The organism is Geminicoccus flavidas, from assembly GCF_009806515.1.
GTDB lineage: Bacteria > Pseudomonadota > Alphaproteobacteria > Geminicoccales > Geminicoccaceae > Geminicoccus > Geminicoccus flavidus.
Genome location: NZ_WUJP01000989.1, coordinates 1 through 8,114 on the forward strand (window position 1 = coordinate 1; position 8,114 = coordinate 8,114).

Sequence of the window (8,114 nt, forward strand, 5' to 3'; positions counted from 1 at the left end):
CTACCTCGCCTTCGTCCAGATCGCCTCACTGATGGTCTGGCTGCGCAACTTTGGTGACACGACCTAGGGTCGGGGCAGTCCTCGGCACGAGCTCCGGGCTGTGCTGGCTGACATGCCGCTGGATGCGGGCAGGCGTGGCTGGGTCACCATGCGTCATCCGGCCACGGGTGATGTTTCCAGTGCAGCCCCGATGCCTGCCCGCCTTGCCGCCTCCCGAAGTGACCACGCCACCATCCGGCACATCGTCCTGGCCGCATTCGCCCGAGCATCGACAGAATTGCGCGGTGCCAGCTAGGAAGCTCCCATGAACGAAGCACTCCTGCCCTTCCTGGGCGGTCCGTGGCAGATGTCGATGGGGCTGCGCCGGCTGGAGCCGGACGACTGGCTCGTGATCGACGCCCAGCATGCGCGGCAGATGCAAGAGCGGGAGCGGCTCCTGGCGGAGCGGCAGGGCGAGGTGGTGGCGGCCGTGGCGGGCAGCGAGGCGACCTGCGCGGAGGTGCTGGCCCTGCTGGTCGAGTTCCTGCCAAGGCGCTTTCCCGAGCGCTGGCAGCAGGTCGACGGGGCGCTGGTGGACCGGCTGGACGGCCGGCGGATCGACCTTGGCGGCGAGCCGCCCCTGGTGACGGCCGGCCGGCTGGTCCAGGAGGATCTGTGCGTGATGCGCAAGGGGCCGGAGGGCTACGAGCTGGCGGCCGCGGTGCTGTGCTTTCCCTCGCACTGGAGCCTCGCCGAGAAGCTCGGCCAGCCCATGGCACGGATCCATGCGCCGGTACCGGGCCTCGACGAGCGGCTGGGGCCCACCGCCGACCGGTTCCTGGCCACGCTCACCGCGGAGCGCCCGGTCTGGCGGATCAACTGGGCGATCGCCGAGACCGACGAACTGTTCCTACCGGCCCATCGGACGCGCCGCCCGTTCGATCCGGAGCAGCCGGTCGAGCGCCAGCTTCATCTCCGGGTCGAACGCCAGACCTTGCGCCGGCTGCAGCGCTCCGGCGACATCCTGTTCACCATCCACACCACGGTGACCCCCATCGGCACCGCGATCGCCCGGCCCAGCCACGCCCGCGCCCTGGCGGAGCGGATCCGCGAGATGCCGGAGCGGATGGCCGGCTACAAGGGCTTCCACGTCATGGGCCCGCCGCTGCTCGCCTGGCTGGACCGGCTGGCCGGGGACGAGGTGCCGGCCGGCGGGCCAGGGTAGCAGCACGCCCGCTTCCGGCAGCGGTGCGCTGCCGAGGCTGCGGCCCATGAGCCTGGCTGGGTTCTCGCCCGGCATCACCAGGCCCGGCGCCACCACGTCGAAGCCGAACTGGCGATAATATCCGGGATCGCCCACGAGATAGACGTGCTGCCAGCCGTCCGTCGCGGCGCGCTCGAGGCTGCGCGCCATCAGGAGCCGGCCGATCCCCTGCCCCCGCCGGGCTGGGTCGATCGCCAGCGGTCCTAGCAGCAGGCCGGGCCGGTCGCCCACCAGCAGCGGCCAGTAGCGGATGGCACCGACCATGCCGGCACGGTCGTCCAGCGCCACCATACACAGAGGCCGGATCGGCGGCACGCCGAACCGATAGCGGTAGGAGATCTTGCGGCGGCGATCGCTGCCGAACGAGCGGTCGAGCAGCAATTCGATGGCAGGCCCCTCCAACTGGGCCTCGGGCCGGACCGACAAGAAGGACATGGCTGTTCCCCATCCCGGGGGGAGGACGACGCTCGGACCGCAGGCCATCGAATAGCGCATGCGGCAGGGCGGCGAGGCCGGCAGGGGCTCACCGCGTCAGAATCGTCGTCGCAGATCCCACGACAGGAGGAACAGGGTGTCGTACATGGTCCAGGCGTATCGGGCCACTTCTCGCACCTGTCAACTCCCGGACTGCAGCTCGTCCAGTAGATCGGGCAGGCGGCGCATCTCCCCGAACACGGTTTCGGCACCCGCATTGTGCAGGCGCTGCTTCCAGCGCTCGCTGCCGGCATGGCGGCCGCCCGTGAAGCCCAGCGGCGTCATGCCGGCCGCCACCGCCGCCTGGACCCCGGCTGGGCTGTCCTCGATCACCACGCAGCGTTCAGGCGCATGGCCGAGCGTCGCCGCGGCGTGCAGGAACAGGTCGGGGGCGGGCTTGCCGCGCGCCACCATGGACGAGCTGAACAGATGCGGGTCGAGCTTGGGCAGGAGGCCGGTGATCTCAAGCGAGCGGCGGATGCGCGCCGGCAGCGAGGAGGAGGCCACGCAGCGCGGCAGGGTCAGCCGGTCCAGGCATTCGGCGATGCCGGGGATGGCGACCAGCTCGGTCTCGAACGCCTCGACCACCTCGGCCTGTAGCTTCCTGCCCCAGTCCTCGGGCAGGGACCGGCCGAGCTTGCGCTCGATGATCTCGTTGGCGCTTTTCTGCGAAAGACCCACGAACAGCTCCAGCGCCTCGTCCAGCTCGATCGGCCAGCCGAGCAGATGCAGCGCCTTGACCTCGCGGCCGATGGACACGAACTCGCTGTCCACCAGGACACCGTCACAGTCGAAGATCACGAGGTCGAAGCGGGACAAGCAGCGTCTCCTGGACAGGAAATGCCCGAGCGGGCGGAAAGGATCGAGCCGGATCGGCTCTGGGCTGGGCTGGGCTGGGCTGGGGCTAGATCGGCTCGGGATTGAGGCCGGTGATCCACTGGTCCTGGTCGCGGATTTCCCGGGCGCGGCGCAGCGCCCAGCCTACCGTGGGGAACGCCAGCTCGTCCCAGGGAATTTCGTCCCAGCCGATCAGGCGGACCTCCTGGCTCTCCGGGCCGGGTGCCACCTCGCCGTCGACCAGTCTCGCCCGGAACAGGATCTGCACCTGGGCGATCCTTGGGATGGAGTACACCGCCAGCACGCCCTCGATCTCGATCCGGGCACAGGCTTCTTCCCAGGCCTCGCGGGCGGCACCCTGCTCCACGGTCTCCCCGGTCTCCAGCCAGCCAGCCGGGATCGTCCAGTAGCCGACCCGCGGCTCGATGGCCCTGCGGCACAGGAGCAGCCGGTCACCCAGCGTGCACACTGAACCCACCACGATCTTCGGGTTGACGTAGTGGATGGTGGCGCAGCCGGTGCACACGAAGCGCTCGCGATCGTCGCCCTCGGGCCGGGACAGCGCGACGTCGGCGCCGCAGGTGGCACAGAAGCGCATGTCCGGTTCAGCCGGCCGGCTTCTTGAACAGCGCGTCGGCCGCGCGCCGCACGTCGTCGCGACGGGCGATTTCGGCGTCCAGCCGCTCGACCTCGGCCTTCAGCCGGTCGCGCAGCCTGGTCATCTCTTCCACCGACAGGCGAGTAAGATCACCTGGAACAGTCAGGTCCTGCGTACGCCGGAACCGCGGCTCGTCGTCGTCCTGCATGGCCTCCTCGCCTGATCCTGCCCGGGCGCGGATAGTCGGTCGCGCCGTCGAACTTGACAAGGTGGCGATGGCAATGCTCGCGAGGGGCCAGCCCTCGGGGTCACGCCCCGCACCGCCCCCTGCCCGGTCCCGGCCGGCCCGGGCATCCTGGAGTCCGATCATGGCCGAACCGGCGCGCCGCTATTTTCCGGTCCACTGGGACCAGCTCCACCGCGACGCCAAGGCGCTGTCCTGGCGCCTGGCGGGCCTCGGCCCCTGGCGGGGTATCATCGCCGTCACCCGCGGCGGCCTGGTACCGGCGCACATCATCGCCCGGGAACTGGACGTGCGGATCATCGATACGATCGGCATCTCGTCCTACGACCACCAGGACCAGCGCGAGCCCGAGATCGTCAAGCCGAGCGTGGCGGCGGGCGATGGCAGCGGCTGGCTGGTGATCGACGACCTGGTCGACACCGGCCAGACCGGCAAGATCGTGCGCCAGCTCCTGCCCAAGGCACATTTTGCCACGATCTACGCCAAGCCGCTGGGCCGCCCGCTGGTCGACACCTTCATCACCGAGGTGAGCCAGGACACCTGGATCCTGTTCCCCTGGGACAGCGAGCCGACCTATGCGCCACCGGCCTCGGAGCGGCTGCGCAATGGGGGGCGCGGCGACTAGGCGCTTGCCGCCCGCCCGCTGCCCGCTCCGGAGGTCGCGAGCAGCGGGCGGGCCGGCTCAGATCCGTCCCATCAGCACCAGGATCAGGACCACGAGCAGGATCACGCCCAGGATGCCGGTCGGCCCATAGCCCCAGCTGCGGCTGTAGCCCCAGCTCGGCAAGGCACCGATCAGCAGCAGGATGAGGATGATCAGCAAGATCGTACCGAGCATGAACAGCACTCCCGATCGCGTGCCGGCCACCGCCATCTGGTGAGCCCAAGCATACGCCACAGGGAAATAACCAAGCAAAACAAGTGTGGTTCCTGCCCCGGTCGGACGGCTGCGTACCGCGGTACTCCTGACGCGTTCAGCCGGTCGAGACCAGGCCGCCATTGCCGAAGCGCATCCACTCCACGTTCACGAGCACGCTCAGGCCGTAGTCGACCTCGCCGGCGCCGATGAACAGCACCGCCACGTTGCCGCTGTCCTGCTTGACGATCGAGTAGTCGGACTGCGGCCCATTGAAGAGGGCGATGTCGGTGCCGGCGCCGCCGTTCAGCACATCGTCGCCGGTGCCGCCGTGCAGCGTGTCGTTGCCGTCGCCCCCGTAGAGCTGGTCGTTGCCAAAGCTGCCGCGCAGCACGTCGTCGCCCGCCTCGCCGTGCAGGATGTCGTCGCCGGCACCGCCGGCGATCAGGTCGTTGCCGGCCCCGCCGAAGACCGTGTCGCTGCCGCTGCCCCCATCCAGGTCGTCGTCGCCCTCCCCGCCATTGAGTAGGTCGTCGCCGACCCCGCCGCGCAGCTGGTCGTTGCCGCTGTCGCCGTAGAGCACGTCGTCGCCGATCCCGCCGAACAGGAGGTCCCTGCCGCCGCCGCCGCGCAGCTCGTCGTCGCCCTCGCCGCCCTTGAGGAAGTCGTCGCCGTCGTCACCGGCCAGATAGTCGTTGCCAGCACCGCCATCGAGCGTGTCGTTGCCGGCACCGCCCAGCAGGCGGTCGTCGCCCAGTCCCCCTACCAGGAGGTCATCGCCGAGCCCGCCCAGGATGATGTCGTTGCCGGCGCCGCCGAACAGCACGTCGTTGCCGCCCTTGCCGTCGATCACGTCGTCGCCGTCGCGGCCGGCCACCACGTCGGCACCCTCGGTGGTAGGCCGCGTAGCCGCGCGGGCACCCGGCAACATGATCTCCGAGCCGTTCGCCTCGAAGCGGACGAACTCGACCCGGGCTGCGACGTTGCTGTAATAGTCCAGGATCGCGATGCGGCTGCCGCCGCCATAGCCGATCACCAGGTCGTTGCTGTCGAGCCCATCGGCTGCCTGCCCGCGCCCATAGGTGACCGCCGACGGCACGACGTTCTGGCCGAACACGATGGTATCCGCCTGGCCGCCGGTTTCGACGATCACGTCGAATCCGTCGCCGGCGCTGAAATAGTAGCGGTCGTTGCCCGCCCGGCCTTCCAGCCGGTCATTGCCGCCGCCGCCCACGATGTTGTCGTCGTCGTCCGAGCCCAGCAGATGGTCGACCCCGGCCGAGCCGGTGAAGGTCAGGTTGCCCGCCGTCAGCGGCTGCACCTGGCCGGTGTCGGCGTAGCGGATGCTCTCGATCCGGCCATTACCGCTGAAGAAGTTGTCGACCCGGATGACGTCGGTCAGGCTGTAGAAGATGAAGAGCTGGTGCTCGGCGGTGGCGCCGAGGGTCGCATAGGCCCGGCCATCGCCGCGCCACAGGAACACGTTGGCTGGATCGACGCCGCTCAGCTGGATCTGGTCGGTGCCGCCCGCGTCCTGGATCACGTCCATGCCGTCGCCGGGCTTGAACGTGTAGACGTCGTTGCCGGCAAGGCCGCGCAGCACGTCGGCGCCGGCCGCACCGTTGATCACATCGTCGCCGGCAGTACCCACCAGCGTGTCCGCACCAGCCGTGCCGGAGATGTTCGCCACGTTCTCGCCCTTCCTGTCCTGTCTTCCGGACGAAGCCAAGGTTACGACCTGGGCAGCCCGCGTCACGACCATGGATCTGCCGGAAACCGGCCGGCATCACTCCAGACGGCTTTAGGGGAAAAGCCAGCGGGCTCCAACCGGAGAGGGCCGGGCCGGTTGCCGCACCGGCCCGGCCCAAGCAGATCCCTCAGCCGATCGCGATCCGCACGCCGCCGCCGAACTCGAGGAGCTCGATGTTGCGCAGCACGTCGGTGCCCCAGGCCTGACCTGGTGCCACATGCGCCACCACCGTGCTGCCGTCGGCCCGCTCGGTGACGGTGTATTCGCTGCGCGGCCCGTTGAAGAAGGCGATGTCGCGCGCCCCGCCGCCGTCCAGCACGTCATTGCCAGCCCCGCCGCGCAGCAGGTCGTCGCCCGAGCCGCCTTCCAGGATGTCGTCGCCGAAGCTGCCGCGCAGGTCGTCGTTGCCGTTGCCGCCGAGCAGCCGGTCGTTGCCGGCGCCGCCGCTCAAGAGGTCGTTGCCGAAGCTGCCGTCCAGCAGGTCGTCGCCGCTGCCACCATCCAGCTCGTCATTGCCGCTGTCGCCGAGCAGCCGGTCGTCGCCGACCCCGCCGCGCAGCCGGTCGTCATCGCCCTGGCCGAGCAGCCGGTCGTCGCCGACCCCGCCGAACAGGAGGTCGTCGCCATTGCCGCCGGTCAGCTCGTCATCGCCGGACGAGCCTTTCAGGAAGTCGTCGTCATTGTCGCCGAACAGGAGGTCGGCCCCGGCGCCGCCGTCCAGGTTGTCGTTGCCGAACCCGCCCTCCAGCCGGTCGTTGCCTGCACCGCCGACCAGGAAGTCGTCGCCGTTGCTCCCTTTCAGATGGTCGTCGCCATCGCCGCCGAAGATCGTGTCGTTGCCGCCGCGCCCGTCGATCACGTCGTCGCCGTCACGTCCCGGGACGACGTCCCGGCCATCGGTGGTGACCGGGGGTGCCGCCGGGTCCGGATCGTTGCCCCCGCCCGGCGGATTGTTCGGCGGGTTGTCCGGGGGATTGCTGGGAGGGTTGTCCGGGGGGTCCGTCGGCCTGGCGAAGGCGCTGCCGTTCCAGCGATAGACGGTCGGGTCGTCCGCGAACTGGAGTTGCTCGATGCCGCCGGCATCGGCCTTGCCCACCAGGGTGATGGCGAGCGGGCTGGCCTTGCCGGCATATCGGATGGTCAGATCCTCGCCGGCCGTGGCGAAGGCCAGATCCTGGAAGCGGATGCCGGCACCAAAGCGGATCCCGTCGGCCGTGCCGCCCGAATCGTCGATGATCTCGATGCCGTGGCCGCCGCTCATCTCGTAGATGTCGTTGCCGGCACCGCCCAGCAGCCGGTCGGCGCCGGCACTGCTGCGCAGCACGTCGTTGCCGTTGCCGCCCGAGATCAGGTCGTCGCCGCTGCGGCCGTCCAGCACGTCATTGCCGTTCAGGCCGCGCAGCGTGTCGTCGAGAAAGCTGCCGAACAGCGGCCGGTCGTCGCCATTGGTGCCGTTGAACACGGTCCGGTCGAGCCGGCTGCCGTCGCTGAAGACGATGGTCTCGGGCAGGCCCTTGGTGATCGTGATGGAATCACCGTTGCCGTAATGGATGACGAACCCAGCATCGCCGGGCGTCACGTCGCCGTTCACCACCTGGCGCACCAGGCGCACGCTGCCCGGATCCACCGACTGGCCGAACTGGATGGTCGTGTCGGCGCGGTTGTCGATCAGCACGTCGTCGCCGTCGCCGGCGCGGAAGATGTAGCGGTCGGCACCCGACGCCCCTTCCAGCCGGTCATTGCCGCTATTGCCGGTCAGGACGTCGTTGCCGGCATTGCCCAGCAGAACGTCGTCGCCGCCGCCGCCTTCCAGCCAGTCATCCCCACTGAAGCCGCTGATCTCGTCGTGCTCCGACTTGCCGATAAGCCGGTCCGCGCCGGTCGTCCCGGTGATCTTCGCCACGGCTCAACCCTCTTCTTCTTTGCCGACCTCGAGGCCTACTGACGCAGCCGCCCCCAGGCGTGGCAGAGGCGGCGGACGGATCATGACTCCGCCCTGAAGAAGACATAAGCGAAACCTTCGGCCTGTCCACTGGACCAGGGCCGCTCCGGAAACGGCAGGGGCGGGTGATGGCTCTATCACCCGCCCCCCTTTCTAGCGCCCGGCTGCGA

At 69.6% G+C, this 8,114-nt stretch carries 8 protein-coding genes and 1 pseudogene; 2 read left to right on the forward strand and 7 right to left on the reverse strand.

Annotation, left to right across the window (positions count from 1 at the left end):
* Window positions 1-304 precede the first annotated feature (304 nt).
* Complete coding sequence (locus EQG76_RS28085; protein WP_159718404.1) at window positions 305-1,204, forward strand: heme-dependent oxidative N-demethylase family protein; 900 nt, start codon at window positions 305-307, stop codon at window positions 1,202-1,204.
* Between the two features lie 108 nt (window positions 1,205-1,312).
* On the opposite strand, the pseudogene EQG76_RS33755 reads toward EQG76_RS28085, so the two are convergent.
* From EQG76_RS33755 to EQG76_RS28105, 4 genes and pseudogenes are all read right to left on the reverse strand, one after another.
* Window positions 1,313-1,738: pseudogene (locus EQG76_RS33755) on the reverse strand (GNAT family N-acetyltransferase); the annotation flags it as partial.
* Window positions 1,739-1,858: 120 nt separating this feature from the next.
* Window positions 1,859-2,536: an HAD family hydrolase gene (locus EQG76_RS28095; RefSeq protein WP_200841192.1), complete on the reverse strand. Its 678-nt coding sequence runs from the start codon at window positions 2,534-2,536 to the stop codon at window positions 1,859-1,861.
* 85 nt (window positions 2,537-2,621) lie between these two features.
* Window positions 2,622-3,152 carry an NUDIX hydrolase gene (locus tag EQG76_RS28100; protein WP_159718408.1) on the reverse strand — a complete coding sequence of 177 codons (531 nt, stop codon included), beginning with the start codon at window positions 3,150-3,152 and terminating at the stop codon, window positions 2,622-2,624.
* A 7-nt stretch (window positions 3,153-3,159) separates the two neighbouring features.
* A complete protein-coding gene (locus EQG76_RS28105) occupies window positions 3,160-3,360 on the reverse strand; it encodes a DUF1192 domain-containing protein (RefSeq protein ID WP_159718409.1) in 201 nt (66 codons plus the stop codon).
* 160 nt (window positions 3,361-3,520) lie between these two features.
* On the opposite strand from EQG76_RS28105, the gene gpt reads away from it, so the two are divergent.
* Window positions 3,521-4,021 (forward strand): xanthine phosphoribosyltransferase, encoded by a 501-nt coding sequence (gene gpt / locus EQG76_RS28110; RefSeq protein WP_159718410.1) that lies wholly within the window; start codon window positions 3,521-3,523, stop codon window positions 4,019-4,021.
* Window positions 4,022-4,078: 57 nt separating this feature from the next.
* On the opposite strand, the gene EQG76_RS28115 is transcribed toward gpt, so the two are convergent.
* The 3 genes from EQG76_RS28115 to EQG76_RS28135 form a co-directional block, all read right to left on the reverse strand.
* Window positions 4,079-4,234, reverse strand: a complete 156-nt coding sequence (locus EQG76_RS28115) for a DUF3309 family protein (RefSeq protein ID WP_159718411.1) — start codon at window positions 4,232-4,234, stop codon at window positions 4,079-4,081.
* 136 nt (window positions 4,235-4,370) lie between these two features.
* On the reverse strand, window positions 4,371-5,942 hold the full coding sequence (locus EQG76_RS33095) for a calcium-binding protein (protein WP_321573528.1): 1,572 nt from the start codon (window positions 5,940-5,942) through the stop codon (window positions 4,371-4,373).
* A 187-nt stretch (window positions 5,943-6,129) separates the two neighbouring features.
* Window positions 6,130-7,905, reverse strand: a complete 1,776-nt coding sequence (locus EQG76_RS28135) for a calcium-binding protein (RefSeq protein ID WP_159718412.1) — start codon at window positions 7,903-7,905, stop codon at window positions 6,130-6,132.
* Window positions 7,906-8,114: the final 209 nt, after the last annotated feature.